Source organism: Pseudomonas sp. B21_DOA (assembly GCA_030544685.1).
Lineage (GTDB): Bacteria > Pseudomonadota > Gammaproteobacteria > Pseudomonadales > Pseudomonadaceae > Aquipseudomonas > Aquipseudomonas fluorescens_AO.
In genome coordinates, this window is the sequence record CP086683.1 from 3,485,958 (window position 1) to 3,512,059 (window position 26,102).

At 62.8% G+C, this 26,102-nt stretch carries 21 protein-coding genes and 2 pseudogenes; 8 read left to right on the forward strand and 15 right to left on the reverse strand.

The features are described from left to right. Positions 1-114: 114 nt before the first annotated feature. The 12 genes and pseudogenes from LJU32_16135 to LJU32_16190 form a co-directional block, all read right to left on the reverse strand. Complete coding sequence (locus LJU32_16135; GenBank protein ID WKV91121.1) at positions 115-3,426, reverse strand: Ig-like domain-containing protein; 3,312 nt, start codon at positions 3,424-3,426, stop codon at positions 115-117. Further along, positions 3,318-3,953 carry an Ig-like domain-containing protein gene (locus LJU32_16140; protein ID WKV87291.1) on the reverse strand — a complete coding sequence of 212 codons (636 nt, stop codon included), beginning with the start codon at positions 3,951-3,953 and terminating at the stop codon, positions 3,318-3,320. Before LJU32_16140 ends, LJU32_16135 begins: the two co-directional genes overlap by 109 nt. Continuing rightward, on the reverse strand, positions 3,947-5,935 hold the full coding sequence (locus LJU32_16145) for an Ig-like domain-containing protein (protein WKV87292.1): 1,989 nt from the start codon (positions 5,933-5,935) through the stop codon (positions 3,947-3,949). Before LJU32_16145 ends, LJU32_16140 begins: the two co-directional genes overlap by 7 nt. Further along, entirely contained in the window at positions 5,857-8,772 is a 2,916-nt protein-coding gene (locus LJU32_16150) for an Ig-like domain-containing protein (GenBank protein ID WKV87293.1), read from the reverse strand. The genes LJU32_16145 and LJU32_16150 overlap by 79 nt, the downstream gene beginning before the upstream one ends. Next, the gene (locus tag LJU32_16155; protein WKV91122.1) at positions 8,667-9,584 is read right to left on the reverse strand and encodes an Ig-like domain-containing protein; all 918 of its coding nucleotides are present in this window, start codon (positions 9,582-9,584) and stop codon (positions 8,667-8,669) included. Before LJU32_16155 ends, LJU32_16150 begins: the two co-directional genes overlap by 106 nt. Further along, positions 9,554-11,836 (reverse strand): Ig-like domain-containing protein, encoded by a 2,283-nt coding sequence (locus LJU32_16160; protein ID WKV87294.1) that lies wholly within the window; start codon positions 11,834-11,836, stop codon positions 9,554-9,556. Before LJU32_16160 ends, LJU32_16155 begins: the two co-directional genes overlap by 31 nt. Before the next feature lie 421 nt (positions 11,837-12,257). After that, on the reverse strand, positions 12,258-13,055 hold the full coding sequence (locus LJU32_16165; GenBank protein ID WKV87295.1) for an alpha/beta hydrolase: 798 nt from the start codon (positions 13,053-13,055) through the stop codon (positions 12,258-12,260). Continuing rightward, positions 13,052-13,201, reverse strand: coding sequence for a hypothetical protein (locus tag LJU32_16170; protein WKV87296.1), 150 nt, complete (start codon positions 13,199-13,201; stop codon positions 13,052-13,054). Before LJU32_16170 ends, LJU32_16165 begins: the two co-directional genes overlap by 4 nt. A 61-nt stretch (positions 13,202-13,262) precedes the next feature. Further along, positions 13,263-14,291: a transketolase family protein gene (locus LJU32_16175; protein ID WKV87297.1), complete on the reverse strand. Its 1,029-nt coding sequence runs from the start codon at positions 14,289-14,291 to the stop codon at positions 13,263-13,265. Continuing rightward, the gene (locus LJU32_16180) at positions 14,288-15,136 is read right to left on the reverse strand and encodes a transketolase (protein WKV87298.1); all 849 of its coding nucleotides are present in this window, start codon (positions 15,134-15,136) and stop codon (positions 14,288-14,290) included. The genes LJU32_16175 and LJU32_16180 overlap by 4 nt, the downstream gene beginning before the upstream one ends. Positions 15,137-15,153: 17 nt before the next feature. Then, positions 15,154-16,451: pseudogene (locus LJU32_16185) on the reverse strand (MFS transporter). Between the two features lie 100 nt (positions 16,452-16,551). Further along, positions 16,552-17,301 (reverse strand): SDR family oxidoreductase, encoded by a 750-nt coding sequence (locus LJU32_16190; protein WKV87299.1) that lies wholly within the window; start codon positions 17,299-17,301, stop codon positions 16,552-16,554. 193 nt (positions 17,302-17,494) lie between these two features. Between LJU32_16190 and LJU32_16195 the strand changes: the two are divergent. The 4 genes and pseudogenes from LJU32_16195 (at position 17,495) to LJU32_16210 (ending at position 19,539) form a co-directional block, all read left to right on the forward strand. Next, positions 17,495-18,411 (forward strand): annotated as a pseudogene (locus LJU32_16195) (LysR family transcriptional regulator). Positions 18,412-18,494: 83 nt separating this feature from the next. Beyond that, entirely contained in the window at positions 18,495-18,719 is a 225-nt protein-coding gene (locus LJU32_16200) for a DUF2188 domain-containing protein (protein ID WKV87300.1), read from the forward strand. A 47-nt stretch (positions 18,720-18,766) separates the two neighbouring features. Then, entirely contained in the window at positions 18,767-19,297 is a 531-nt protein-coding gene (locus LJU32_16205; GenBank protein ID WKV87301.1) for a hypothetical protein, read from the forward strand. After that, positions 19,297-19,539 carry a hypothetical protein gene (locus tag LJU32_16210; GenBank protein ID WKV87302.1) on the forward strand — a complete coding sequence of 81 codons (243 nt, stop codon included), beginning with the start codon at positions 19,297-19,299 and terminating at the stop codon, positions 19,537-19,539. Before LJU32_16205 ends, LJU32_16210 begins: the two co-directional genes overlap by 1 nt. A 336-nt stretch (positions 19,540-19,875) precedes the next feature. On the opposite strand, the gene LJU32_16215 is transcribed toward LJU32_16210, so the two are convergent. Beyond that, positions 19,876-20,784: a LysR family transcriptional regulator gene (locus LJU32_16215; protein ID WKV87303.1), complete on the reverse strand. Its 909-nt coding sequence runs from the start codon at positions 20,782-20,784 to the stop codon at positions 19,876-19,878. 134 nt (positions 20,785-20,918) lie between these two features. Here LJU32_16215 and LJU32_16220 point away from each other — a divergent pair, with 134 nt between their 5' ends. The 3 genes from LJU32_16220 to LJU32_16230 all read left to right on the forward strand — a co-directional run bounded on the left by LJU32_16220 (position 20,919) and on the right by LJU32_16230 (position 23,183). Continuing rightward, positions 20,919-21,947, forward strand: coding sequence for an alpha/beta hydrolase (locus LJU32_16220; GenBank protein WKV87304.1), 1,029 nt, complete (start codon positions 20,919-20,921; stop codon positions 21,945-21,947). Between the two features lie 117 nt (positions 21,948-22,064). Further along, positions 22,065-22,409 carry a hypothetical protein gene (locus LJU32_16225; protein ID WKV87305.1) on the forward strand — a complete coding sequence of 115 codons (345 nt, stop codon included), beginning with the start codon at positions 22,065-22,067 and terminating at the stop codon, positions 22,407-22,409. 141 nt (positions 22,410-22,550) lie between these two features. After that, on the forward strand, positions 22,551-23,183 hold the full coding sequence (locus LJU32_16230; protein WKV87306.1) for a carboxymuconolactone decarboxylase family protein: 633 nt from the start codon (positions 22,551-22,553) through the stop codon (positions 23,181-23,183). 40 nt (positions 23,184-23,223) lie between these two features. On the opposite strand, the gene LJU32_16235 is transcribed toward LJU32_16230, so the two are convergent. Then, complete coding sequence (locus tag LJU32_16235) at positions 23,224-24,222, reverse strand: AraC family transcriptional regulator (GenBank protein WKV87307.1); 999 nt, start codon at positions 24,220-24,222, stop codon at positions 23,224-23,226. A gap of 62 nt (positions 24,223-24,284) precedes the next feature. On the opposite strand from LJU32_16235, the gene LJU32_16240 reads away from it, so the two are divergent. Next, positions 24,285-25,511: an MFS transporter gene (locus LJU32_16240; protein ID WKV87308.1), complete on the forward strand. Its 1,227-nt coding sequence runs from the start codon at positions 24,285-24,287 to the stop codon at positions 25,509-25,511. Positions 25,512-25,565: 54 nt separating this feature from the next. Here LJU32_16240 and msrA read toward each other — a convergent pair whose 3' ends face one another. Further along, the gene (gene msrA / locus LJU32_16245) at positions 25,566-26,072 is read right to left on the reverse strand and encodes a peptide-methionine (S)-S-oxide reductase MsrA (GenBank protein ID WKV87309.1); all 507 of its coding nucleotides are present in this window, start codon (positions 26,070-26,072) and stop codon (positions 25,566-25,568) included. Between the last annotated feature and the right edge of the window lie 30 nt (positions 26,073-26,102).

Here is a 26,102-nt window from a genome sequence, read left to right on the forward strand (position 1 = left end):
GACGGTGAAAGCGGGTATAGGCCGATGGTCAACAGGACCACCGGCCATTTCTGGCGAAAAACTGACTCCACAGACTTCCCTTACTGTTGAGAGACCAACGTTCGATGTCTTGTTTCAAACCACTTGAATGCCGTTCTGTACCCACAAGTGGTGGCTCGGATCCTCCTGTGCCGTGTATTGAACATAGTCGATGCCGTCGGCCTGTTGCGTACCATCGGCGACCCAGCCATCGGTCATGTGCACGCTGTCCCTGTCGTCACCTTTGATCAGCAGGGTGTTGTTGTCCGAAGAGGTAATCGCCAGCAGATCGCTGAGATTCAGTGTCAGCGCAACGGCACTGGAATGGTTGAGGTCAAGGATTTCGACGTTGTGGATCTTGCTCTGCAGATCGCCGAGGTTGATCGACACGTCGCCACCGGCCCAGAGCAGGGTGTCGGTGCCGCTGCCGCCGTCCACCGAGGTGAATTGCTGATCGGCGATGATCAGCGTGTCGTCGCCACCGCCACCTTGCAGGGTCACGGCGCCACCGTGCGAGCCGTCGAGGGTGTCGTTGCCCTCGGTGCCCTGGATCAACTCACTGCCAGTGGCATGGGCCAGACCGAGGTCATCACTGGCCAGTGCCGAGAACGCGGTGCTGGCAAATGCGCCGGCCTTGTTCAGGTCGATGGTCAGTGTTGCGGTGTCGACAGTGCCGTTGGGGTGGGTGAGCTGATAGGTGAAGATGTCTTCCTGACCGATCACCGCATCGGTCAGCCCGGCCTTGAGCGTGTAGGTGTAGTTGCCGTTGGCCTGGACCACCAGGGTGCCGTAATTGCCGACCAGCGAGACGCCGTTGTAACCCGGCGCAACGTAACTGCCGGCGACCAGCACGCTGAGCAAGGTGTAGACCGAGCCCAACACATCGGCTCCGCCGCCAGCGGTGTCGGTGAGCAGATTGCCCGATACCGGCGTGTAGCTGCCGACCACGAACTGATTGTTGTAGGTCGCGACGTTGATCAGGCTGGTGTTGACGCTGGTCAGCAGGCCGAGGCCGCCCACTGCCACCCGCACCTGATAACTGCCGGCGGTCTGGTCGTCGAACTTGATCCCGTAGTTGCCGCCGCCGAGATTGACCAGCGCGTTGCCGCCGTAACTCTTGACCAGCACGTACTGGTTGGTGGCGGTGTTGAGCTTGTACAGGCCCACCGTCATCGAACCGAGCAGCGCCAACAGGTTGCTCGAATTGACCACCACGGTCAGGTCACTGACGGTATCGGCCGCGACCACGGTGTTGTAGTTACCGCTGCCGCCGCCCAGCAGCACATTGAAGGTGCCGAGGGCTGAGTTGGTGGTGACTTCGCGGTTGATCAAGGTGACGTCAGTCGAGGCGATGTCCGCTGTGGCATCAACCACCAGTGCTGGGCTGCCAAGGTTGGCGTCGTTCCAGACTTCGGTGGCTTGCGGGCTGTCGATGCGCACATACAGATTGGCGGTGTCGCTCAAGCCGTTCGGGTGCACCAGTTGGTAATTGAACACGTCGACCTTGCCGACACTGCCAACACTGCCGTTCGGCTTGTAGCTGTAATTGCCGTTGGCATCGATGGTCAGCGTGCCGTACAGCCCTTGCACCGTGGTGCCGGCCCCGGCGCTGACCCAGGCGCCGTTCTTGAAGATTTGCAACTGCGCGCCGTTGTCCGGGCCGGTCTGATCGACCGTGCCATCGACGCCGACGTTGGTGATTACGTTGCCGGTCACCGCTGGCCCGGCGATGCCGTTGAACTGGGTCAGGCTGCTGACGTCCAGTTGCAGCTGGGTATTGACCGTGGTCAGCACGCCAATGCCGGTGCTCGACACCGTCAGTCGATAATCGCCCGAGAGCAGATTACCAATGTCGACCCGCACGCCCTGGCCGGCCAGGGCAATCAGATCGAGCAGGCCGCCGCTGCCGTTGACATCCAGAGTGACCCAGGTGCCGCTGGCATTCTTCACCTGCAGTGTGTAGACCACGCCGTCGATCAGCGAGATCAGGCTGTTGGTGGTCAGCGTCAGGGTTGGATCAAGACGCGTACTGCCGGCCACGGTGAAGGTAAAGGTTTTCGAGAACCCGGCCAACAGCGTGGTGAACGAGTCGTTGAAGGTCTGCGACGCGGTGACCGGGGCCAGCGTGACAGTGCCGACGGCGAGGTTATCGCTGGCGACCACTGGCGCGTTGACGTCGACATCCGGCGCGGTGACGTTGGCGGCCACCGAAACGTTGCCGCGTGCGTCGCTGAGGTTGATGGTGAGTTTTTCGCCGTTGATCTGCGCACTGCTAAGGGTGACGGTAAACACGCCGAGGTTGTTGACCGTGCCGGTGCCCAGGACAGTGCCGCTGGCCGACTTGATGGTGACGGTTGCGCCGGCTTCGCCGGTACCGGTGACGCTGAGGCCATCGGCACCGACCAGCAACGCCGTGGCCGCAGCGGGCGGCGTCAGGTCTGGTGCCGTCGCGGTCGCCGCTGCCGATACGTTGCCGCTCGGATCGGCCTGGGTGACGCTGAGCACTTGGCTGTTGATCTGCGCCGAAGCCAGCACGACGGAGAAGCTGCCGTTGGCGGCGACGGTGGCGGTGCCGAGCACCACACCGCCGACGCCGCGTACGCTGATGGTTGAACCGGGCACACCGACGCCAGTGAGCAAGGTGCCGCTGCCATTGACGCTGACGCCAGTCGGCACGCCGGGTGCGGTGATGTCCGGTGCGGTCAGGCTGGCATTGGGCGACAGGTTGCCGGCAGGGTCGACCAGCCGCACGGTCAACAGCTGTCCATCCAATTGCGCGGTGTTCAGGTTGAAGCTGAACGTGCCGCCACTGCCCACGGTGGTGGTGCCAATCAGCGCGCCGCCCGGACCGTAGACGTTGACCGTTGCACCGGCCTCACCCGAACCGCTCAAGGTCAGACCATTGGCAGCGAGCGTCAGACCGCTGGCCGCGATCGGCGCCTGTACGTCAGGGGCCGTCAGGTTGAATACCGGCGACAGATTGCCCGTCGGGTCGGCCTGTTGGACGTTGAGCTGTTGGCCGTTCAGTTGCGCGCTGGACAGTTGCACGGTGAAGGTGCCGCCAGCATTGACCACGGCGGTGCCGAGTACGGTACCGGCCGCATTGGTCACACTGACCGTGGCGCCGGCTTCACCCGTGCCGCTGACCGCCAGGCCGGTGCCGTTCAAGGTGACATTGCTCAGCGGCGCCGGCGCGGTGGTATCGGCGACGCTGAGGTTGGTCACCGGCGAAATGTTGCCTGCCGCATCACTCTGCGTAACGCTCAGCTGTTGGCCGTTGAGTTGTGCAGAGGACAAGGTCACCGAGAACGAGCCATTGCCCGCCACCGTCGCCGTGCCCAATACCGTACCGCCGACACCGCGTACGGTGACGGTGGCGCCGGCTTCACCGAGCCCGCCGAGCACCAGGCCGGCACCGCTGAGTACCAGCGCCGTCGGAGCGGCCGGGGAGTGATGTCGGGCGCGGTTACGTTAAGCCCGGATGAGGTGTTATTGGACGCATCGGTCTGAGTCGCGTTGAGCACCTGACCGTTAACCTGCGGCGCATTGAGTTGCGCGCTGAAGGTGCCATTGGCGCCAACCGTCGCATTGCCCAGCACCACGCCGCCAGCGCCGGTGATGGTCACCGACGCGCCGACTTCGCCGCGACCGGTAACCAGTGTGCCGCTGGCATTGACCGCCAGATCGCTGAGTGGCGCCGGCGCCGAAGTGTCACCTGCGGTGATTTCAGTCGGCAGCGAGGCACCACCCAACGCAGTGTTGGCGGTGACTTCAAGGCTTTGGCCGTTGGTTTGCGCGGGCGTCAGCACCACGCTGAACGTGCCATCCGGGCCAGTGACGCCGGTGCCGATCAGACTGTTGTCAGGCCCATAAACATTGATGGTGGTGCCGATCGCCGCCGTGCCGGTCAGCGTCACGCCGTCGGCTGTCAGCACAAGATTGTCCGGCGCAGCCGGGCTGGCACTGCTGGAACAGCCAGGATGGCGTCTTCCGAGACATTGGTTGCGACGTCGGTCTGAGTCACGGTCAACACCTGGCCGGCAGTGATGCCCGTGGCCAGATCGATCAGGAATGTACCGTTGGCCGCGACCGTACCAGTGCCGACAACATTGCCCAGCGCATCGGTCACCTCGACACTCGCGCCGGCTTCGCCGCGCCCGGCGAGCTGGCTCAGGTCGCCGCTGATGGTGAGGCCGGTGACGGCATCGGGAGCGGTAATGTCAGGTGCCGGGAAGAGGAATGTCGGCGATGAGTTCTGTGCCTCGTCCGTCGCGATCACTGACAACAATTGGCCATTGGCCTGGGGCGGATCAAGTTCGACGGTGTAGCTGCCGTTGCCCAGCGCCACTGCCGTGCCCAGCACGGTACCGTCAGCCGACAATACCGTGACGGTGCTGCCCGCTTCGGCGGTACCGGCGAGCAAGGTGCCGGCGCCGGTCAGCGATGTGACCGTCGGTGCGATCGGTGCGGTGCTGTCCGGCGCGTCGACCAAGGCTGGCTCGGACAGGTTGTTTTTCGCGTCGGCTTGCACCACAGAGAGTGCGCGGCCGTCCAGCTGCGCAGCTGACAGGTTGACGCTGAAACTGCCGTCTGCGGCCACGGTCGCGGTGCCGAGCAGCACCGTGCCGTCGCGCACGGTAACGATCGCCCCGGGCTCACCGGTACCGGTCACGGTCAAGCCGTCCTGGCTGACGTTGAGATCAGCGACTGCCAGCGGAGCGGTGGTGTCGCCTGCTTGTACGGGCGCGGTTGGCGACGTGTTCGACGCCAGATCGGTCTGATTGACGCTCAACAACTCGCCATTCACCTGCGGCGGGTTGAGGGTCACGCTGAACGAACCATTGCCGGCCACGGTTGCCGAGCCCAGTACCGTGCCAGTCGCGCTGAGCACGCGCACGGTGGCGCCGGCTTCACCGGTACCGGTCAGTGTCACGCCGTCGGACGTGAGAACGAGGCCGGTGGGCGCAGCGGGCAGGGTGGTGTCCGGTGCAGTGATTGGCACGATCGGCGAAGGATTGCCCGCCGCATCGCGTTGGATCACCGACAAGGCTTCGCCATTGAGCAGCGGCTGATCAAGGGTCACGCTGAAACTGCCATCGGCCTGCACGGTGCCGGTGCCGACGATGGTGCCCACCGCGTTGGTAACGACCACTTGCGCGCCAGCGGCGCCGGAACCGGTGATCAGACTGCCGCTGGCGTCGATGTCGACATCGGTCAGTGCGGCAGGAGGCGTGCTGTCCGGTGCGGTCAGGGTGCCGGCAGGCGAGGCATTGCCGACCGCGTCCGCCAACACCACGAACAGCGCTTGGCCATCGGTCTGCGCCGGGGTTACGGACACCTGGAAACGGCCATCGCTGCCCACGGTGCCGGTGCCCAGTTCGGTGCCGTCCGCCGATGTCACGCGGACAATGGCGCCGACTTCGCCGGTACCGGTGAGCGTGTCGCCATCGGCATTCAGTTGCAGATCGGCCGGTGTCGCTGGCGGGGTCAGATCCGGTGCGGTGACCGACACCGGGGCGCTGACGTTGCCGGGTGGATCGGCCTGCTGCACGCTGAGGATCTGTTCGTTGATCTGCGGCGGATTGAGGGTGACGCTGAACGTGCCGTCGCCGAGCACCACGCTGGTGCCGAGCAAAGTGCCGTTGGCATCGCGCACGGTCACGGTCGCGCCGGGTTCGCCAGTACCGATGACCAACGCGCCGGACGAGTTGATATCGACGTTGTCCAGTGGATCAGGCGGGGTGAAGTCCGGTGTGGTCAGGTTCACTGCCGGTGAGTCATTACCCGCCGCGTCGGCCTGAACCACGGTGATCACTTCAGCGTTGGTCAACGCAGGGTTCAGAGCGAGGCTGAAGGTACCGGTCGAGCTGACCACAGCGGTGCCAAGCACATTGCCGTCGCTGTCGATGACCCGCACCTGCGCCCCGGCTCGCCGCGCCCGGTCAAGCTTGCGCCGTCGCCACCGATGCTCAGTTGCGAAACAGCGGCTGGCGGTGTGCTGTCGACCGAAGTGAACGGCGTGGCTGCCGAGGTGTTGCCCGCCGCATCCGTCAGCGACACGGTCAGCGCCTGACCGTTGGCCTGCGGCGTGGTCAGGGTGATTGCAAAGGTGCCGTCGATGCTCACGGTGCCGCTGCCGATCAGCGTACCGGCAGCGTTGTACACGTTGACCGTGGTGCCGGCCTCACCGGTACCCGAGAGCAAGGTGCCGTCCGCGCTTGCCACCAGCGCCGCCGGCGCATTGGGCGCGAGCAGGTCCGGGGCGGTCAGATTGACGCTGTTGGATTCGTTGCCGGCAGCGTCGGCCTGGCTCAGGCTCAGGGTCTGGCCCGAGGTCTGTGCCGGGCTGAGGGTGACGCTGAACGTGCCGTTGGCCGCCACCACGGCGCTGCCGAGAACCACTCCGCCAGTGCCGAGCACCGTGATGGTGGCGCCGGCTTCACCGCGCCCGGTCAGGGCCGTGCCGTTCGGTGCCAGGCTCAGTTCGCTCGGCGGGGTTGGCGCAGCGATATCGGCAGCGGTGTAATCGGTCGGCGACGAGTTGATGCCGGTGCTCGACGTCGCCACGGCAGACAGCTGTTCGCCGTTCAGCTGTGCGGCATTGAGCGTGACGCTGAAAGTGCCGTTGGCCGCCACCACCGCGCTGCCGAGCAACACGCCCGAGGCATTGCGAATGCTCACGGTGCTGCCGGCGGTGGCCGAGCCGGTGAGGGTCAGACCGTCGGCGCTGAGGGCCAGATTGGTCGGTGCACTTTCCGCCAGATTGCCCGGTGCAGTTACCGGCGCCGCCGGTCCGGTGTTGCCGGCTGCATCGATCTGCACCACGGAAAGATTCGATCCGGCCACCGCCGCCGGGGACAGCGTGACGCTGAAATTGCCGTTGCTGCCAACGGTTGCGGTACCCAGCAAAACACCGCCGGCATCACGCACTTCCACGTTGGCGCCGACTTCGCCGATACCGGTCAGGGTTGCACCGTTGGCGCTGACTGCCAGATCGAAGGCCGCCAACGGCGCGGTGCTGTCGAGGGCATTGACGATGGCCGGAGCAGACGGATTGCCCGCCGCGTCAGTAGCCGTCACGTTCAGCGCCTGACCATTGGTTTGTGGGCTGTTGAGCGTTACCTGGAACGTGCCATTCGCCGTCGCCGTGGTGGTGCCGAGAAGATTGCCCTGGCTGTCGCGCACGGTCACCGTGCTGCCGGCCTCTGCATTACCGGCCAGTTGCACGCCAGCCGCGTTCAGGGTCAGAGCGCTAGGAATCGCCGGTGCAGTCAAATCCACGGCGATGACTTCAACCGCCGTCGAAACGTTGCCCGGCGGATCCTCCTGAGTGACGGTCAGCACTTCGGCATTCAGTTGTGCTGCGTTCAGGGTGACGGTGAACGCGCCGCCGCTGCCGACCTGCGCGGTGCCGAGCAAGGTGCCGTCGGCGCTTCGCACAGACACGGTGGCGCCCGGTTCGCCGTGGCCGGTGACGGTGACACCGTCGGCATTCACTGCGACTTGGGTCAGTGCGGCGGGTGGGCTGATGTCGGGCGCATTGACGCTGGTCGAGGGCGAAACGTTGCCGGCAGGGTCGGTCTGGCTGATCGCCAACGCCTCGCCATTGGTCGACGCTGGCGCCAGGGTCACAGTGAACGAGCCGTCCGCGGCAACCACAGCGCTGCCGAGCACGGTGCCGTTGGCGGTGCTGACATTCACTGTTGCGCCTGCTTCACCCGTGCCGCTGAGGGTGCTGCCATCTGCGCTGATCAGCGGATTCTGCACGGCGGCCGGCGGGGTGCCGTCGACGGTGATCACGCCAGTGGAAGTCGAGGTGTTGCCGTTGGCGTCGGTCAGGCTGACCTGCAGGGTCTCGCCGGTGTTCTGCGCGTTGGGCAAGGTGACCTGGAAGTTGCCGCTCTGATCGACCACGCCGGTGGCCAGAACATTGCCGGCGGCATCCCTGATCGTCACGGTGCTGCCGGCTTCGCCCTGGCCTTTGACCACGGTGCCGACGTCATTGATCGAAACGCCAGTCGCTGCGGCTGGCGGTTGCAGATCGCTGGCAATGATGCCGGCGGGTTGCGACAGGTTGCCGGCGGCGTCGCTCTGGATCGCCGTAAGCGCCTGGCCATTGAGCTGCGCCGGCGTCAGCGTCAGGCTGAACGTGCCGTTGCTGGCGACCAGTGCCGTACCGAGCACGGTACCTGTGGCGTCGGTGACAGTGACCGTCGCCCCGGCCTCGCCGCGTCCCGTGAGTGTCGTGCCGTTGGCATTCAGCGCCAGATTGGTCACCGCGTCCGGGGCCGTGCCATCGAGCGCCGTCACCGTGCCTGGAATCGACACGTCACCGTCGGGACTGGTGGCAGTGACTTGCAGCACTTGCGCATTGATCTGTTTGGCACTGAGCAACAGGGTGAAACGGCCAGAGCTGTTGATCAGCCCGGAGCCGAGCACAGCGCCGCTGCTGTTGGTCACGGTTACGGTGCAACCGGGCGTTCCGGCGCCGGTCAGGGTGAAACCGTCGGTACTCAAGGCCAGATCGGTCGGGGTCGCAACTTGCGTACCGTCCAGACCCGCCAGCGGCACGACGGGCGAATCATTGCCGCCGCCATCCGTGCTGATCACTTCCAGATTGCCGCCAGGCTCGGCCGCTGGATTCAGGGTCACGACGAAGCGGCCATCCGCGTCCGCCGTCGCGGTGCCCAGCACAGCGCCACCGCCCGCGATGCTGACGGTGACCATGGTGCCCGGTTCGGCAAGACCAGACACTTGCGTGCCGGCCGGGTTGAGCGCGAGATCGCTGACCGCCGCCGGCGGGTGCTGTCCGGCGCGGTGACGCTGCCGGGAAGCGAACTGTTGGCGCCGTCCGACACTACGACTTGCAAGGCTTCGCCATTGGTTTGCGCGGTATCGAGATTGACCGTGAAGGCGCCAGAGCCGTCAGCAGTTGCGGTACCGATGATGTTGCCGTCGGCGTCCCGCACCTCAACGGTATTGTTCGGCTGCGTGGTGCCGGTGACCGTGGCCCCTGCAGGATCGACGACCAACCCGGTCGGTGCGGGTGGGGCGGTGATGTCCGGTGCCGTAACCGGAGTGGCCGGCGAGGGCAGGGCACTCGCATCGGTCTGGATGACACTCAATACCTGACCGTCGAGCTGAGCCGGGCTCAGGTTGACGCTGAAATTGCCATCGCTGGCAACTACTGTCGTGCCAATTACCGTGCCGTCCGGTGCGCTGACCGTGACGGTGCTGCCGGCTTGTCCGGTGCCGGTCAAGGTCACGCCGTTGCTGGCGAGCACGACGTTGTCCGGCGCCAGCGGCGCGGTGGTGTCCGCTGCCGTCAGTGGCGCGTTCGGAGAAACGTTCACGCCATCCGATTGGCTGACTTGCAGTTGCTGGCCGTTGAGTTGCGGGCTGTTCAGCGCCACCGTGAAAGTCCCGCTGCCATCGACGATCACGGTGCCCAGCGTATTGCCGGCCGAATCCTTGACCGTCACCGTGGCACCGGGCTCGCCTGTACCGCTCAGTTCAGTGCCGCCTGCATTCAGCGTCAGATCCGAAGGGGCCGTGGGGGCCTGGATATCCGGCGCTTCAACCGGTACCGCCGGGAGCCTGAAGGCGAGCCATCGGTCTGCACCACGCTGAGATTCTGGCCATTGGTCTGTGGCGAGGACAGGGTGACTTCGAACCGGCCGTTGCTGCCGACCACGGCGGTGCCCAACACCGCACCACCAGCGTCAGTGACGGTCACGGTCGCGCCGGCCTGACCAGCACCAGAGACTACGGCGCCATTGGCGGAAATGCTCACATCGGTCACGGCTACCGGTGTGGTCAGATCGGGTGCGATCACGTTGACCGGCGCCGAAGGGTTGCCGTCTGCGTCGGTCTGGATCACTTGCAACTGTTGCGCATCGGTCTGTGGAGTCGAGAGGTTTACCGTGAAATTGCCATCGGCACCCACGGTACCGGTGCCGATGATATTGCCGGCCGGATCGCGCACGGTAATCGAAGCGCCGATTTCGCCTGTGCCGGTCAGCGTCTGCCCTTGGCCGTCGAGCGTAACGCCCGTCAGCGGCGCCGGGCCTTGCGTGTCAGGCGTTACATAGGTCAATGGGGCAGAGGTATTGCCAGCCGCATCGCTGGCACTGATCTGCAACGCTTCGCCATTGTTTTGCGGGCTGCTCAATTGCACCGTGAACGTGCCATCCGCAGCAACGACTGCCGAGCCGAGTACATTGCCGTTCGCATCGCGAACCGTGATCGTTGAACCGACCTGGCCGCGTCCTTTCATCAGCAGGCCGTCCACACTCAGGACAACGTCGCTTGGCTGAGTCAGGCCATCAAGGTCCATGGCGATAACGGTCGTTGCTGGCGACGGGTTGCCGGCGGCGTCAGTGACCAGCACGCTCAGCGCCTCACCATCGATTTGCGCGGCATTGAGTTGCACGGTGAACGAGCCGTCAGCTGCGACTAAAGCCGTGCCGAGCAGCGTACCTTGCGCGTTGGTGACGCTGACTGTGCTGCCGGGCTCGCCACGGCCGGTGACCGAGAGGCCATCGCTGCTCACGGCCAGATCCGTTGCAGCGCCGGGGCCGGTGATGTCCGGCGCATTGAAGGTCACGCTCGGTGATTGCGCACCGGCGCTGTTGACCGCAACGATACTGATGACTTCGCCATTGGCCTGCGCGCGGATCAGCGTCAGCAGGAAGGTGCCGTCAGCAGCCACCGCTGCGCGTCCGAGCAATTCGCCATTGGCGGCGCGGACTTCAATGGTGGTGCCTGCGCGAGCAATACCGGTCAGTTGGCTGCCGTCGCTGCTCAAGCCGAGATCGGTTGGCGTCTGCGGTTCGACGATCTCCGGCGCGCTGACTGTTGCGCCGGTCGAGATATTGCCTGCCGCATCGGTGGCATTCACGGTCAGCGGCTGGCCGCTGGTTTGCGCGGGGCTGAGGGCGACGCTGAAGGTGCCATCTGCCGCCACAACGGCGCTGCCGAGCAGGGTGCCATCGGCGGCGCGCACCTCAATGGCGGCGCCGGCTTCACCGGTGCCGCCGAGTTGCGTGCCATCGGCGCTTACGCTGAGGTTGCCCGGGGCGGTTGGCGCGGTGGTATCCGGCGCGGTGATCGAGCCGGGCGTGGACACGTTGCCCGCAGGGTCGGTGAGCGTCACGTCGAGCGGCTGGCCATTGTTCTGCGGTGTACCCAGGTCGACCTGGAAACTGCCGTCGGCGCCAACCGTTCCGGAGCCCAGGAGATTGCCCGCCGCGTCGCGCACTTGCACGACACTGCCAGCTTCGCCAAACCCAGTCAGCACGCGGCCATCGGACGATAGGGTCAATCCGGTCGCAGGCGCAGGAGGCGTTGCGTCACTACTGCCGCCGCCACCACCTCCGCCGCCCCCACCGCCACCACCCGTTGCGGCCGCCGCACCACCCGCGCCCAACAGGCCGAGCCCGGCAATCGCCCACGCAGGCGTTGCGCCGTCGACCACGCCGACGCCGGCGATCAGTTCGTCCAGCGAATCGATTTCGTCAAAGGTAAAGCCATTGAACGGTTCGGCGCTGTAGCGCGCCTGCCACAGCGTCGCGTCGTCACCCTGAAAGACAATGTCATTGGGCACGCCGTCAGGGCTGGTGACAAAGAAATTGGAAATTTTGATTTGCTCGCCAGACTTAAGATTGACGATCAAATCCTGACCGCTGCGACTGGTCGACGCCAGTTGGTCGGGACGGACCGGCATTTGTACAACGGAAGGCTGATTGAGCTGAACATTGCCCCAGTTCTGGGCAGTGAGCTGAGAATTGGCTTTGTCGGCAATGACGATGTTGTCCATTACTACTCCCTGTATATGGCTGGGCGGACGTCCACGGATGGTTTTAGAACCATAGATAGGGAGTTTGAAATGAGCCTGCCTGATTTCTGGCGAGTAGCCGATGTGGCGTTTTTCTAACGATCAACTGACTGAAAAATAAGGTATATCTATGCGTTACCGTTTGTCGGAACGTTGGATCCAAGCCATGATCGGATGAAACAAAATGTGTCGTTTTTCGCACAGGCAAAAAACGTGGAGAAACACCGGGATTCAAAGTGCGATGAGTGATGGCTAATCAATATTGGAACTTTGAAAAGTTGACCATCCCGGCCGCAGACGTCCATCTGCGAAGGTATTAATCAATAAGCAGAGGAAGCGCGACAGGCTCTGTATAAGAAATCGGGCTGTTTCGTTTCAGCGGACTTTTCGCCTTCAAAATACTTCATGCGCTAGCTATCGATCGCCGAAGTGATCGAAGCACATCCAGCGCCGACTGATCGGTAACACACCCGGGGTATTGATCGAACATATGTGGCGCCCCAGGGTAGACGTGCAGCTCGACGGCAACCCCGGCGCGCGACAGGCGCAGGGCAAATGCAACGTCCTCTTCAAGAAACAGATCCAGCGCCCCGACCGCCAGAAACGTCGGTGGCAAGTCACGCAGATCATCCAGCAGGGCCGGAGAAAACCAGCCGATCTGCTGATCATCCAGCGCTTGGTCAGCGCGCAGGCACTGCCAGCAGAATTGGTTGGCTTGCGCCGGCCAGCCAATCACTCCGGTCGTATCGTTTTGCTGAGGCGCGGCCGGGCTGCCCGAACGGTCATCAAGCATCGGATAAATCAGCACTTGGCTGGCGATGGGGAATTCGCCGCGATCCCGCGCCACCATTGCCAGCGCTGCTGCCAGCCCGGCGCCGGCACTGTGGCCCATGAGGATTACTTTGTCGGCGTCGATATTCAGCGATTGCTGGTGGGCGAAAACCCAGGCGAGGGCGGTGTAGCAGTCCTCGAGAGGAATGGGGAAGGGGTGTTCAGGCGCGAGACGGTAATCGACGGCGACGATGATCGCCTGCAGTGCTTCAGCGAGATCGGCGAGATAATCGTCTGCCATTTCCGGGCAGCCCAAGACGAAACCTCCACCGTGGAGGTACAGGATCACCGGAAAGTGAACACCCAGTACCGCGCCGGCGGGCCGGTAAAGACACAGGCGCAGATCCTCACCGTCGTGGGCCGTTATCAATAGGCTTTCACCGCGCGCTTGTTCTGGGGATTTGAATGTCGCATGGACACGCTCCTGATCGCGGGCAGCGTTTCCAACGTCCAGGCTTCTGCGCCGGGGGTTAAAAAGCTCTTGAAGTCGGGATCCAGCAGTTCATGTGCTTTCACGTTCTGCTTCCTGTGTGCGAATGAACGAGCGCCTCGGATGGAGGCGCCGCTCACGGTGGAGTTACAGCCAGGCTTTGATCTGCGCGCAGACAGCCGGCGTCGAAATGCCATAGCGATCATGCAGCGTCGGCAGGGCGCCGGCGTCGAGGAAAGCATCGGGCAACGCGATCTGTCTGAAGGTGGGCGTCACGCCGTTGCGCAACAACAACCCGGCAACCGCCTCGCCCAAACCGCCGATGATCGAGCTGTTCTCGGCGGTGACCACCAGACGTCCGGATTTGCGCGCTTCGGCGAGAATGGTTTGCTCATCCAGTGGCTTGATGGTCGGCACGTGCAGCACGGCCACATCAATGCCGTCGGCCTGCAATTGCTTGGCCGCTTCCAGCGAACGCATGGTCATCAGCCCGGTAGAGATGATCAGCACATCGTTGCCCGTGCGCAGGGTCTTGGCCTTGCCGATCTCGAATTGATAGCCGTACTCGTCCAGCACCAACGGCACATTGCCGCGCAGCAAACGCATGTAGACCGGGCCCTGGTGAGCGGCGATGGCCGGCACGGCCTGTTCGATTTCCAGCGCATCACAGGGGTCGACAATCATCAGATTGGGCATGGCGCGGAAGATGGCCAGGTCATCGGTGGCCTGGTGGCTCGGCCCGTAGCCGGTAGTGAGGCCGGGCAGGCCGCAGACGATTTTGACGTTGAGGTTTTCCTCGGCGATGGCCATGCAGATGAAGTCGTAAGCACGGCGCGATGCGAACACCGCGTAGGTGGTGGCGAACGGCACGAACCCTTCGCGGGCCATGCCGGCGGCAGCGCTCATCAGCAACTGCTCGGCCATACCCATCTGATAGAAACGCTCCGGGTGCGCCTTGGCGAAAATGTGCAGGTCGGTGTACTTGGACAGGTCAGCAGAAAGGCCGACGATGTCCGCGCGCTGGTCTGCCAGCGCTGCGAGCGCATGGCCGAACGGTGCCGAGCGGGTCGCCTGGCCCTCGGAAGCAATCGAGGCAATCATCGCCGAGGTGGTCAGGCGCTTTTTCACCGGAGCGCCAGTAGCAGTCGAAGGCGCAGTGTTGGCGGCGTTGCTCATTGGTCTTTTCCTTCTTCAAGGTTGCTCAGTGCCAGGTCCCATTCGTGCTCTTCGACGCGAATGAAGTGGGTCTTTTCCCGGTTCTCCAGAAACGGCACGCCTTTGCCCATTTTCGTGTCGCAGATGATCACGCGCGGTTGCCCGCCGGGGTGATTGCGCGCGGCATCGAATGCAGCGACCAGGGCGTCGAGGTCATTGCCGTCGACGCGCTGGGTGAACCAGCCAAAGGCTTGCCAGCGATCGACGATCGGTTCGAACGAGAGAATCTCGCTGGAGTAACCGTCGGCCTGCTGGTTGTTCACGTCGACGATGGCGATCAGGTTGTCGAGCTGCCAGTGCGAAGCCGACATGACTGCTTCCCAGGTCGAGCCTTCATTGAGTTCGCCATCGGAGAGCAGGTTGTAAACGAACGAGGCCGAGCCTTTGCGCTTGAGGCCCAGGCAGGCGCCGACTGCGATGCCCAGGCCCTGACCCAGGGAACCGCCGGTGATTTCCATCCCCGGGGTGTAGGCGGCCATGCCCGACATCGGCAGGCGGCTGTCATCCGAGCCGTAGGTTTCCAGCTCGTCGAGCGGAATGATCTCGGCTTCGATCAGCGCTGCGTACAGCGCAATGGCGTAGTGGCCGATGGAAAGGTAGAAGCGATCGCGCTGCTCCCATTCGGGATCTGTCGGGCGATGTTTCATTGCATGGAAATAGGAGACCGCCAGCAGGTCAGCCGCGCCGAGCGCCTGGCCCACATAGCCCTGGCCCTGAACCTGACCCATGCGCAGTGCATGGCGGCGAATGTTGTGCGCGCGCTCCGCAAGGCTTGGCGATGCAGCGTGTGAAAGATTAGTCGTCATGATGAAACTCCGTTGACTCAACGATTGACCAAAGCGGCGGGAATGCGCAGGACCAGACTGGCGCCGAGGAACAGCACGCCGGTGATCAGGTACATGCCGATGGCGCTGGAACCGGTCAGGGTGGTGATCCAGCCGATCAGATAAGGCGAGCAGAACCCGGCGAGGTTGGCGAAGCTGTTGACCGCCGCGATGCCGGCCGCCGCAGACACGCCGCCGAGCAGCGTGGTCGGCAGCATCCAGAACAACGAGGTGGCGGACAGAATGCCGGAGGCGGCCAGGCACAGACCGAGGATCGACAAGGTCGAATTACCGCCCATCATCGCTGCCAGGCTCAAACCGATCGCACCGGCGATCATCGGCACGATCAGGTGCCAGCGGCGCTCGCGATGTTTGTCGCCACTGCGGCCGAGCAGCAGCATCGCGGCGATGGCGCACAGATAAGGCAGGCTGGTCAGGAAACCGATGTGCAGCGGGTCGGAAACCCCTGCGTTGCGCACCAGTGTCGGCAGCCAGAAGGTAATCGCATACTGGCCCATGACCACACAGAAGTAGATCGCCGCCAGCAGCCACAAGCGCCGGTCGCGGATGAACTCGCCGATCGAGGCGTGGGTGACTTTTGCTGGTCGTCTTCAGCCAGTTCGCGAGTGATCAGGGCTTTTTCATCGTCATTGAGCCAGGTCGCCTGATGCACGCCGTCTTTCAGGTAGCTCAGCACCAGCAGGCCGACGACCACGGTGGGCACCGCCTCGAGCACGAACATCCACTGCCAGCCGGCCCAGCCGTGCACACCGGCAAAGTGGTTCATGATCCAGCCCGACAGCGGGCCGCCGACCATGCCCGACAGCGGAATGGCGATGAACCACAACACGGTCATACGCGCCCGCCGATAGGACGGAAACCAATAAGTGAGATAGAGCAGCAGGCCCGGCGCCAGGCCGGCTTCGGCAATCCCCAGCAGAAAGCGCAGGGCATAGAACTGCCACGCGGTTTCGACGAAGGCGAACAGCGCCGAGACGATGCCCCAGGTGATCATGATCCGCGCAATCCACACCCGCGCGCCGACCTTGTGCAGGATGATATTGCTGGGCACTTCGCAGAGGAAATAGCCGATGAAAAACACCCCGGCACCCAGTCCGTAGACCGTTTCGCTGAGGGCCAGATCGTTCATCATTTGCAGCTTGGCGAAACCGACGTTGACCCGATCCAGATACGCGCACAAGTAGCACAGCATCAGGAACGGCATCAGCCGCCAGGCCGTTTTGCGGTAGGCAGAAGAGCGCACGGTCGAAACCGCTTCGAGCGACAGGGTAGTCATGATGGCCTGATCTCTTGTTTTTATTGACCGCCAGGCCATCAGGCCCGGCTGCGTCATCGATCCAGAACCGCACGGGCCACGCAGGCCCGCCCAGAGTGACTCAGTGAATCAGCATGCCGCCGTTCACATCGAGGGTGATGCCGGTCAGATAAGCGGACAGGTCGCTGGCCAGAAACAGCGCGGCGTTGGCAACGTCCTGCGCTTGACCCAGGCGCCCCAGCGGAATGCCGTCGATGATGGCGTGGCGGCGTTCATCCTGCATCAGGCCGCCGGTGATGTCGGTGTGAATCAGCCCTGGAGCGATGGAGTTGACGCGGATGTTGTCCGGCCCCAGTTCCCGCGCCATGGCCTTGCCCAGCCCCAGAACGCCGGCCTTGGCCGCGCTGTAATGCGGGCCACCGAAGATGCCACCGCCGCGCTGGGCCGACACCGAGGACATGCAGACGATGCTGCCGGAGGACTGCTGACGCATCAGCGGAATCACCGCCTGCGACATGAGCAAAGTGCCGCGCAGGCTGACGTCCAGCACCTTGTCGTAGTCCGAACCGCGAATATCGAGGGTCTTCAGTGGCTGGGTGATGCCGGCGTTGTTGACGAGAATATCGATGCGCCCGAAGTGTTCGATGATGGTGGCGACAGCTTGCTGGACCTGCGCTTCGTCGGCCACGTTGGCCGCCAGGCCCAGATGACCTTCGCCCAGTGCGGCGGCGGCGTCACGTGCTGCGGAGGCATCCAGATCGAGGATGACCACGCGAGCGCCATGTTGCGCAAATGTGCTGGCGGTAGCGCGGCCAATGCCACGGGCAGATGCGGCGCCGGTAATGATTGCGACTTTGCCTTGAAGAAGCATGGAGGATTCCCTCGAATTGTTTTTATTGGGTCGGTGTGTAAGTAACCGATGACTCAGCTTGTCCTCCGGGGCGAGCGTGAGCAATAACGCGGAAGTCACTCAATGCTGAAAAAATTCAGCACTCGTCAGGCTGTTGCGCAAATGCTTGAATGAAACCGGTCCGTACATCACAAGAAATCACCACGGAGTCCCCATGCGCTCTGACACTGAGGCATCGATCATCCTGCCACCGCTGAAAGCAATTCAGGCCTTCGAGCAAACCGCACGTTTCGGCAACGTCGCCAGAGCGGCGGAAGTGCTGGACCTGACCCCTCGGCAGTCAGCCATCAACTGGCGAAACTCGAAGGGATGATCGGCCGGCAATTATTCGTTCGCGCTGCTCGGGGCGTCTCGCTGACGCCGGTCGGCGAGCAGTACCTCAAGGAAGTCTCCGGGATTCTGCACAGTCTCGCCGTTGCCACCGAACGTGCGGCCAGCGATGTCAGCCTCGATTGCCTGCGCTTGCACTCGTCGCCCAGCTTCGGCCTGCTCTGGCTGATGCCGCGTCTGGAAGCGTTTCGCGCCAGTCATCCGGACATACAGATCAATCTGTCGTGCTCCTATGAATCGCTGCACTTCAGTCGCGACAAGATCGACGTCGATATCCGCCACGGTCTGCCGAACTGGCCAAGCTATGAGGTGCGCACCGTCAGGAACGAGACATTCGCCGTGCTGACCTCACCGAAACTGCTCGCGCAACGCCCGGTACGCGGCGCGTCGGATCTGCTGGAGTGCGATCTGATTCTGTCGGAAGCCACCCTGCTCAAATGGCCGCAATGGTTTGCCCAGCATGGTCTGGCGCGTCCGGAGCGGCCTTACGCATTGAGCTTCGATCGCTCGTACATGTCGCTGGAAGCCGCGAGTCACGGCCTGGGTTTCGCGCTGGAAAGCACATTGCTGGCGCAGAAGTATCTGGCCGCGGGCACGCTGGTTGAAGTAGCGCCTGAATCACTGAGTGCTGCGGTGGCGGCGCACCATCTGGTATTCCCCAAAGCGCATTCCAGCTTTCCACGGGTCAGGCGTTTTCTGGCGTGGATGGAGAGCGAATTGGGGCACGAGTTCGCGTATTGAGTCGGGCTCAATTCTTTCAAACTCTCTGATCCGCTCAAGGTCAATCCATTATCGATCTTGTCATTCATATCAGAGGTGAAGGAATGGATAACTACCACATCAACAAAAACCAGCAGCGCTGGGAACTGGTCAAAGAGGGCGCGCAGCGTGCGTCGAAAACGGCTGCGACCAAAGCCGAAATCACCCAGATCGCCAGCGACTATCTGCAGGACAAGACCGCCTCGCTGAAAATCCATAAAGAGGACGGGACGATCCAGGAAGAGCGCACCTTTCCGCGCGCTGCCGACCCGCGAAAAACCAAAGGCTGAGCCGCGTTTTTCTCTGTATTCATCGTTTCTGCAGAAGGGTCTGATTTATGGTCATCGCATGTCTGGGATGGGGCTCACTGATCTGGAAGCCGGACGGTTTGCCGCTGGCAAGCGAGTGGTTTGCCGACGGGCCGCAGGTACCGATCGACTTCGTTCGCGTCAGTGACACTGGCGAGTTGACTACAGCCATAAGCGCGAACGCGCCGCCGTGCAAAGTGCTGTGGTCGGTACTGGATGTCACCGACCTTGATCAGGCCCGTGAAGTCTTGCGTCTTCGCGAGGGCGTGCCTGAGGGCAGGGAGGACGGCATCGGCAGCTTCACCATCGGTACCTCGGCAATGGGCGTGCTCGCTGAATGGGCCATCCCTCGGCAACTGGACGCGGTGATCTGGACGGCGCTGCCCGGCAGATTCAAGAACATTGAAGGCTTGGTGCCAAATGTCGACGACGCGGTCTCCTATCTGGCCGGGTTGAGCGGCGCAGCGCACGAACAAGCGCGCGACTATATCGAGCAGGTACCGGCGCAGATCGACACGCCGTATCGGCGTGAGATCATTGCCAGGCTTGGGTGGAAATGATGAGCACCCGCACCCAAGCGCAGATTGCCGCCATCTTCGATCAGCTGTTGGCACTGCGAGAAAGCGTGGACATCCTCCAGCACGTGGAGAGCGGTAGCGTCGAGTCGCTTCGTGGCCATCAGACCGTGGACGCCCCCGAGTCACTGGATCTGGTGTTTCAAAAGCTGCATGAAGACATCGCCAGCATGGAGGAAACCTTGGCGACGATTGCCGAGGCTACCGGGGACGTGCCGAAGTTGTAAGGGTGTCGCGGGGCCGGCACGCAGAGATGATGTGGCTGGTCTGGCGCCTTCGCGAGCAGGCTCGCTCCCACAATGGGTTTGTGAATCGACTGATTTCCGGGGGCTGACGCAAATATCTGTGGGAGAGAGCTTGCTCACGAAAGCGCTGGGTCAGCCTGGTCATCAATTCACTGACCTGACGCCTTCGCGAGCAGGCTCGCTCCCACAAAGTATTTGTGAATCGATGATTTCCCGGGGCTGACGCAAAACCCTGTGGGAGCGAGCCTGCTCGCGAAAGCGCTGGGTCAGGCACTTACTCTGCTGGATGTGCCGACGCTATCGCGAGCAGGCTCGCTCCTACAATGGGGCTGGATCTCTGACCACGCGCAACGCTTCCACCACCAGTGAAAACGCCGGCGACGGTTGGCGGCGGCTGGGGTAGTAGAGGTGGAAGCCGCCGAACGGTTCGCACCAGTCCTCCAGCACTCTGACCAAACGCCCTTCGGCCAGGTGCGTACCGAACTCGTCTTCAGGCAGGTATGCAATCCCTAACCCGTTCACAGCCGCGTCGGCGATGTGCACGGTGGAGTTGAACACCAGTTGGCCGTCAACCCGTACTTTCAGCTTTTTGCCCTGACGCTCGAATTCCCAGGCATCGACACCGTCGTAGGTCGGAAATCGAATATCGATGCAGCGGTGTGCCGCCAGTTCGCGCGGGTGTTGCGGGGCGGGGTGCCGGGCAAAGTAGCCGGGCGAGGCAACCACGGCCATGCGCAGCGGCGGGCCGATCGGCACGGCGATCATGTCCTGGGCGACGGTGTCGCTGAAGCGCACGCCGGCATCGAAGCGGTCGGCAACGATGTCGCGGAAACCGTAGTTGATATCGAATTCGAGCTTGATGTCCGGGTACTGCAGCAGTAGCGGCGTCAGCTTGGGCAGCAGAGTGGTATTGATGATGTTGTCGCCGCAGGTGATCCGCACGGTGCCGGCGGGCTTGTCGCGCAACTCGGTCAGGGCGTCCAGCTCGGCTTCGATTTCATCGAAGCGGTGCCCGATGGCGTGCAGCAAGCGTTCGCCGGCCGCCGTCAGCGACACGCTGCGCGTGGTGCGGGTCAGCAGGCGAATTTTCAGACGCGCTTCCAGCGCCGAGACTACCTGGCTCACCGCCGATTGCGTCACGCCCAGTTGCACCGCCGCGCGGGTGAAGCTGCCGCTGCGGGCCACGGTGACGAAGGCGAGCAGGTCGTTGAAGTTGGGTTTGGCCATGGCGCAACGCTCGGGTTTATTGATTAGCGTGGTTTATAACCGCATTAAGCACTCATTAGCTAATCAAAGCCTCAAGCCTGCGTAACAATACCTCCATCCCGGCCTCGCCTGGGTTCCCGATCAAGGACGCCCCCATGAAACGACTGTTCATACTGCTCGGGTTTGTCCTGAGTTCATTCACTGCATTCGGAGCTGACATGTCCCACGGTGCCGATAATTTCTTCAAAAGCGACAAGGTGACCGTGCAGAAGGTCAGCTTCAAAAATCAATACCAACTCACCGTGGTCGGCAACCTGTTTGTCCCCAAAGGACTCGACCCGGCAGCACGCAGCGCGGCGATTATCGTTGGCCATCCGATGGGCGCGGTAAAGGAGCAGAGCGCCAATCTGTATGCGCAGAAACTGGCGGAGCAGGGCTTTGTCACCCTGTCGCTGGATCTGTCGTTCTGGGGCGAAAGCGAGGGCGCGCCGCGCAATGCCGTGCTGCCGGACATGTACGCCGAAGACTTCAGCGCGGCCGTCGATTACCTCGGCACACGGCCATTCATCGACCGCGAGCGCATCGGCGTGCTGGGCATTTGCGGCAGCGGCAGCTTCGTGATCAGCGCGGCGAAAATCGACCCACGCATGAAAGCCATCGCTACAGTCAGCATGTACGACATGGGGGCGGCCAACCGTGACGGCCTCAAGCATTCGCAAAGCCTCGAACAGCGCAAACAGATCATCGCCCAAGCGGCCGAACAGCGTTACGCCGAATTCACCGGCGGCAAGGTCGCATACACCGGCGGCACGGTGCTGGAACTGAAGGCCGACACCCATCCGATCCAGCGTGAATTCTTCGACTTCTACCGCACCCCGCGCGGCGAATTCACCCCGGCCAGCTCGACGCCGCAACAGACCACGCGGCCGACGCTGAGCAGCAACACCAAGTTCATGAACTTCTATCCGTTCGTCGATATCGAGAGCATCTCGCCGCGCCCAATGTTGTTTATTGCCGGTGCCGACGCGCACTCCCGCGAGTTCAGCGAAGAGGCGTTCCGGTTGGCGGGGCAGCCGAAAGAACTGGTGATCGTGCCGAATGCCGGCCATGTCGATCTGTACGACCGGGTCGAGCTGATTCCTTTTGCCAAGCTGACACAGTTCTTCAAGAGCAACCTGAAGTAACTTTCAACGCGACGGAGCGAAGCGATGCGGATTTTTGCCAACGGCTGGAAGGGATTCGTACTGATGGCATGGCTGCCCTTTGCTCTGTCTGCAACGACCGCTACGGAGGACAGCACGATGTGGATGACCGTCGGAGAACAGCGTTTTGCCATTGCTCTGGATGACAACCCGAGTACCCGGCAATTGCTCACGCGATTGCCGCTGAGCCTGGAAATGACCGACCTGCACGGCAATGAAAAATACGCCACCGTGCAGCCGCCATTGCCCACCCAGCCCTACCGGCCGGGCACGATCCACAACGGCGATTTCCTTTTGTATGGCGACGATACGTTGGTGGTCTTCTACAAGACCTTCGATTCGTCCTACCCCTATTCGCGTCTTGGTCGCATCGACCGGCCGCAGGACTTGGCCGAAGCCTTGGGGCGCGGCGATGTGCGGGTGACGTTCACTCTGCATGAGTGAGGAGAGTCATTGATGAACCAGAGATCGTTATATCAAGGGCGTCTTTTGCGCATCGTCGCCCTCGGCTGCGCGGTCCTTGCCAGTGCAGCCTGCGTGAATCCCCTTTGCGCCAATCCTTCCCGATCACCGGAGAAACCGATCATGAAAGAACAGCCTCTGACGCCTAAACAACTGGCGATCGCGCCGATTGCCGCCAACGCTGCAATCGGCGACATGCCGCGTTTGCACGACGCACTCAATCGTGGTCTCGATGCCGGGCTGAGCATCAGCGAGACCAAGGAAATTCTGGTGCAGCTGTACGCCTACGCCGGTTTTCCGCGCAGCCTCAACGCCTTGTCCTTGCTGATGAAGGTTGCGCAGGAACGCGCTGCACGCGGCATCGATGACGCAGCAGGACGTGAGCCCGGTCCGGTGCCATCGGGGTATGCGCTGATCGAACTCGGCACCGACAATCAGACTCGTCTGGTCGGAGCGCCGGTGTCCGGCCCACTGTTCGAATTCGCCCCGGCGATCGATCAGTTTCTGAAAACGCACTTGTTCGGCGATATCTTCGCCCGCGACAACCTGCAATGGACGGATCGGGAACTGGCAACGGTTGGTGCGCTGGCAGCGATGGCTGGGGTGGAATCACAGCTGGAGTCGCATTTGAAGATCAGTCTGAATGTGGGGTTGACGGTTGAGCAGTTGCGCCAGGTTGCGCAGGAATTGGAGGCGCGTGGGGATTTGCAGGCAGCGGAGCGGGTGGTCGCGGGGCTGGAGAAAGTCCAGCGGTGAGGGCGGTTCGGATTCATTGCCGCGCTGTTAATGCAAATTCTTACAGTGCGCGCTGGCGCCGACTCGCTCCCGGCGAGGCGCCTGTTATGCGCTTGAAGGCACGACTGAACGCCGCTTGGGAGGTGTAGCCCAGGCGCTGCGCCACTTCTTCGATCGGCAGTCTTTCCAGGGTCAGCCACTGACTGGCCAGGCGCATGCGCAGTTCGGTGGCATAGCGTAGCGGCGGGGTGCCGAGGGTGGTCTGGAAGCGTTCGGCGAAGACCGAGCGCGAGGTGTTGCACAGCGTTGCCAGTTCGGCGACGCTCCAGTCGCGCCCCGGTTGTTGGTGCAGGGCCAGCAAGGCCTGCGCCAGGCGAGGGTCGCGCAGGGCGGCGACGAGACCGGAGGCATTGCCGCAAGCGCATTCGACCCATCCGCGAACAATCATTGCTGCCACTACGTCCGCAAGGCGCGCGAGAATGCCGGCGAAGCCGATGCGCGCTGCGCTGACTTCGCGTTCCATGGTCGCGAGAATCGGCATGAGTCCCGGATAGCGCTGGCCACCGGCGTCGATCAGCATAAGACCCGGCATCAGCCGACCGAGGCCTTGCAGGCTGCCGAGTTCGAACTCCATACAGCCACTAAAGAGCAGGGCGCTATCGGGCAAATCGGCGCTGTGTCCGACCTGCACCGCGCAGACCGTGTCGCCGAGCGGTGCGGCGACGGCGCTGTCAATGTCCTGCACCTCGGCGCCTGCATGAGACAGCAACTGGTGCGCAGCACCATGGGCAATGAATACCGCATTGCCTGCCGACAATTCGTACAAGCTGCCGTCCTCCAGTCGCAACACTGTCGATCCGGCGGCAACGAAATGGAAATACGCATGGCCGGGTTTGTCGCTGAAACCCAGGCCATAGGGCGGGCCGGCGTGGATCCGCCGATATTGCACGCCACGCAGGCGCATGCTGCGCAACAACTCGGTGATCAGGTCTGAAGACACAGAGAAGGAATCAATGCTCGTCATGTTCGGGGTTTCGATCAAAAGTTCAAGACTGCGCATCATAGATCATCCGGATTGCCCTCAATAGACTGCCTTCTCGAAATGTCCGAGGGAGTCTTGAAATGAATGAACGTGTAGGTGATGGGCGAATTGAAGAGGCGCCGATGGTGCCTGCATGGATGGCGGTGTTTTCACTGGCGATGGGTGTGTTTGGTCTGCTCACGGCGGAATATCTGCCGGCCAGCCTGCTGACACCAATGGCGCTCGATCTCGGCGTCAGTGAAGCGCTGGCGGGGCAAGCCGTTACCGTGACAGCGGTGGTCGCGCTGTTTGCCGGATTGCTGGTGCCAGGATTGACGCGCAGCCTTGATCGGCGGCTGGTATTACTCGGCTTTTCGGCACTGATGATCGCCTCGAATCTGCTGGTGGCGTTGTCGTCCAGCCTCGCAGTGTTGCTGATCATGCGCATCCTTTTGGGCATAGCTCTGGGCGGATTCTGGAGCATGGCGGCGGCCGTGGCCATGCGCCTGGTGCCGGCGGCGCTGCTGCCCCGCGCGTTGTCGATCATCTTCAGCGGGATCGCCGTGGGTACCGTGGTGGCGGTGCCGTTGGGCAGCTATCTCGGCGGCCAGTTTGGCTGGCGCAGTGCGTTTTTCGCAGCAGCAGCGGTGGGCGTGGTGACGCTGGTCTTTCAGATGTTCACGCTACCCAGTCTGGCGCCGCATCGTCCGTCACGCCTGCGTACGGTGCTTGAGGTGTTGCTGCGACCGGGCATTGCCGTCGGCATGTTTGGCTGCGTATTGGTACACACCGGTCATTTTGCGTTGTTCACCTATATCAGGCCATTTCTGGAAAGCACCACCGGCGTCGGCCCGCAGACGCTGGCGCTGATGCTCCTTGGTTTCGGCGTGGCGAACTTTGCCGGCACGCTGTTCGCCGGCTGGCTGTTGCAGCGCAATCCAAGGGCAACGTTGGTGCTGATGCCAGTGCTGGTGGGCGTTGCTGCTCTGGCGTTGGTCGGGTTACCGGCGTCGGTCACCGGGCAGGCGTTGCTCTTGGCGCTGTGGGGGATGGCCTTCGGTGGCGTGCCGGTCGCATGGTCGAACTGGGTGGCGCGCTCGATACCCGATCAGGCCGAAAGCGCAGGCGGCATGGTTGTCGCATCGGTGCAGTCGGCGATTGCCGCAGGCGCCGCCGCCGGCGGTTCGGTGTTCAGTTTCAGCGGTATCAATGGCGTGTTTGTAGCGGCTGGAATTCTGATGTTGCTGGCCGCGCTGCTGATTGCACTGAAGGTCAATGTCGATGTGCCGGAGCCGGGCTCGGCGCCAGCGGTGCCGGTGCATTTGTGATTTGATCAGGGGGCGGCGTTGGTGGGGCACCGAGCCCAGCCAACGCCGTTGTCGTCAAGCGCGCTTCGGCAGTTTCCAGTTTGGCCGGATGAAGTGGCAGGTGTAGCCGTTCGGAATCCGCTCCAGGTAATCCTGGTGCTCGGGTTCCGCTTCCCAGAACGGGCCGGCAGGTTCTATTTCCGTAACTACTCGGCCGGGCCACAATTTCGAAGCGTCGACGTCGGCAGCGGTGTCTTCGGCGACGGCGCGCTGCTCGTCGTTAAGGTAATAGATCGCCGAGCGATAGCTCGGGCCAAGATCGTTGCCCTGCCGGTTGGGCGTACTCGGGTCGTGGATCTGGAAGAAGAACTCGAGGATCTGACGGTAGCTGATTATCGCCGGATCGAATTTGATCTCAATGGCTTCGGCATGGTTGCCGTGGTTGCGATAGGTCGCATTCGGCACATCACCGCCGGTGTAACCGACGCGGGTATTCAGCACACCCGGGTAGCGGCGTAACAGATCCTGCATACCCCAGAAGCAGCCGCCGGCGAGAATGGCAGTTTCGGTTTGAGTGGTCATGGTGTGTGCTTCCTCTCGGAGACGATGGGG

What these genes read in the sequence shown, in the direction of transcription:
- LJU32_16160 (WKV87294.1), bottom strand. Translation starts at nt 11,836, where the DNA reads ATGGACAACATCGTCATTGCCGACAAAGCCAATTCTCAGCTCACTGCC.
- LJU32_16175 (WKV87297.1), bottom strand. Translation starts at nt 14,291, where the DNA reads ATGAGCAACGCCGCCAACACTGCGCCTTCGACTGCTACTGGCGCTCCG.
- LJU32_16180 (WKV87298.1), bottom strand. Translation starts at nt 15,136, where the DNA reads ATGACGACTAATCTTTCACACGCTGCATCGCCAAGCCTTGCGGAGCGC.
- LJU32_16190 (WKV87299.1), bottom strand. Translation starts at nt 17,301, where the DNA reads ATGCTTCTTCAAGGCAAAGTCGCAATCATTACCGGCGCCGCATCTGCC.
- LJU32_16200 (WKV87300.1), top strand. Translation starts at nt 18,495, where the DNA reads ATGGATAACTACCACATCAACAAAAACCAGCAGCGCTGGGAACTGGTC.
- LJU32_16205 (WKV87301.1), top strand. Translation starts at nt 18,767, where the DNA reads ATGGTCATCGCATGTCTGGGATGGGGCTCACTGATCTGGAAGCCGGAC.
- LJU32_16210 (WKV87302.1), top strand. Translation starts at nt 19,297, where the DNA reads ATGAGCACCCGCACCCAAGCGCAGATTGCCGCCATCTTCGATCAGCTG.
- LJU32_16215 (WKV87303.1), bottom strand. Translation starts at nt 20,784, where the DNA reads ATGGCCAAACCCAACTTCAACGACCTGCTCGCCTTCGTCACCGTGGCC.
- LJU32_16220 (WKV87304.1), top strand. Translation starts at nt 20,919, where the DNA reads ATGAAACGACTGTTCATACTGCTCGGGTTTGTCCTGAGTTCATTCACT.
- LJU32_16225 (WKV87305.1), top strand. Translation starts at nt 22,065, where the DNA reads ATGTGGATGACCGTCGGAGAACAGCGTTTTGCCATTGCTCTGGATGAC.
- LJU32_16230 (WKV87306.1), top strand. Translation starts at nt 22,551, where the DNA reads ATGAAAGAACAGCCTCTGACGCCTAAACAACTGGCGATCGCGCCGATT.
- LJU32_16235 (WKV87307.1), bottom strand. Translation starts at nt 24,222, where the DNA reads ATGCGCAGTCTTGAACTTTTGATCGAAACCCCGAACATGACGAGCATT.
- LJU32_16240 (WKV87308.1), top strand. Translation starts at nt 24,285, where the DNA reads ATGAATGAACGTGTAGGTGATGGGCGAATTGAAGAGGCGCCGATGGTG.
- msrA (WKV87309.1), bottom strand. Translation starts at nt 26,072, where the DNA reads ATGACCACTCAAACCGAAACTGCCATTCTCGCCGGCGGCTGCTTCTGG.